The organism is Neisseria sicca 4320 (assembly GCF_000193735.1).
GTDB classification, from domain to species: Bacteria; Pseudomonadota; Gammaproteobacteria; order Burkholderiales; family Neisseriaceae; genus Neisseria; species Neisseria sicca_E.
On sequence record NZ_AEPF01000109.1, the window covers coordinates 1 to 1616 of the forward strand.

At 47.1% G+C, this 1616-nt stretch carries 1 protein-coding gene and 4 tRNA genes; 1 reads left to right on the forward strand and 4 read right to left on the reverse strand.

Translation table 11 applies throughout. The features are described 5' to 3' along the window. Nucleotides 1–118: 118 nt before the first annotated feature. On the forward strand, nucleotides 119–1177 hold the full coding sequence (locus NSCA4_RS0109770; RefSeq protein WP_016687957.1) for a tyrosine-type recombinase/integrase: 1059 nt from the start codon (nucleotides 119–121) through the stop codon (nucleotides 1175–1177). A 26-nt stretch (nucleotides 1178–1203) separates the two neighbouring features. On the opposite strand, the gene NSCA4_RS0109775 is transcribed toward NSCA4_RS0109770, so the two are convergent. From NSCA4_RS0109775 to NSCA4_RS0109785, 4 genes are all read right to left on the reverse strand, one after another. Then, a tRNA-Leu gene (locus NSCA4_RS0109775) sits at nucleotides 1204–1293 on the reverse strand. Nucleotides 1294–1328: 35 nt separating this feature from the next. Beyond that, nucleotides 1329–1406: transfer RNA gene (locus NSCA4_RS15585), tRNA-Cys, on the reverse strand. Between the two features lie 10 nt (nucleotides 1407–1416). Then, nucleotides 1417–1490: transfer RNA gene (locus tag NSCA4_RS0109780), tRNA-Cys, on the reverse strand. Between the two features lie 27 nt (nucleotides 1491–1517). Next, a tRNA-Gly gene (locus tag NSCA4_RS0109785) sits at nucleotides 1518–1593 on the reverse strand. Between the last annotated feature and the right edge of the window lie 23 nt (nucleotides 1594–1616).

Below are 1616 nucleotides of genomic sequence, written 5' to 3' on the forward strand. Positions count from 1 at the left end.
TCGAGGCCAGCCGACCTAGTCGCCGTTATTGTATTACCCAAGCCGCACTTGACGTTTTTCTGATGCGAAAAGAAAATGAACTGGTGCAGGCTTCGCTCGAACACAGGAGTAAAGCAAAATGCCGATCTACTTACGAAACGGTGTATATTACGTCGATATCAGGACAGAAAGCGGCCGCAGAATTAGACAGTCTGCTGGAACCAAAAACAAAAAGGAAGCGCAAAAGCTTCATGATAAATTAACATACGAGTTATGGCAGCACGAAAATTTTGACGAAAAACCGAAACGGCTGTGGGAGGAGGCCGCAGTCAGGTGGATTAAAGAAAAATCCGATAAAAAAAGTATCAAAGACGACATCTGCCGCTTGCGGATGTTGCCGAAATTGCGCGGAGTCTATCTACATCATTTGAGCCGTGATTTCATTATGGATGTGGTGGACAGACTGCCTTGCAGTAACAGTACCAAAAACCGTTATATTGCTTTGATACGATCTATTTTGTACAAGGCTCAAAACGAATGGGGTTGGATTGACAAAGTTCCGAAGCTGAAACTGAAAAAAGAGGCAGAAAAGCGTATTCGTTGGTTGAAACCTGAAGAAGCGGAGCAGCTAATCAACGCATTGCCGGACGATCATTGGCGTGCAATTGCCAAATTCAGTTTCTGTACAGGGCTACGGCAACGTAACGTGTTTGGTTTACGATGGGAACAAGTCGATTTAAACCGTAAGACGGCTTGGATCTACCCCGATGAAGCCAAAGCAGGCAGACCGATTGGTGTGCCGCTAAACGATGTCGCGATACGGGTCTTATCGGAACGGATGGGGATACACAAAACTTATGTATTCACCAATCGAGAAAACAAACCCATAACGGCATTGTCGAGCAGAATGTGGAAACGCACGTTGGAAAGGGCGGGCATTTCTAATTTCAGATGGCACGACATCCGGCACACGTGGGCAAGCTGGCTAGTTCAGCGCGGAGTACCTCTGGTTGCTCTAAAAGAAATGGGAGGGTGGGAACGGTTAGATATGGTTATGCGTTACGCACATTTAGCGACCGACCATCTGATAGCTCATGCCGAAGTTTTGGATGACCTTGAAAATTTTGGACACAAATTGGGCACAAAGCAAAAAGACAGCCTGAATTATAAGCTGTCTTTTGGTACTGTAGAGTCTTAGACTATTCAATAAATTCATAGATTTATTGGTGCCCGGAGCCGGAATCGAACCGGCACGGCCGGTTTAGGGCCGACGGATTTTAAGTCCGTTGTGTCTACCTATTTCACCACCCGGGCGCAGACTGTTTTATATTGAAATTTATATTGAAATTTGGAGGCGGGGGCGCGGATTTGAACCGGCCTGTATAAGGGTTGCACCCCTTATAGCATAAACACTCTGCCACCCCGCCATGAAATGAGTGGAGGCGAGAGTCGGAATCGAACCGGCGTAGACGGATTTGCAATCCGCTGCATAACCACTTTGCTATCTCGCCAAACAAACTACCAGGTAGTGTTCAAACTGGAGCGGGAAACGAGTCTCGAACTCGCGACCTCAACCTTGGCAAGGTTGCGCTCTACCAACTGAGCTATTCCCGCGTATCCAAATGTGCCTGAAGGAT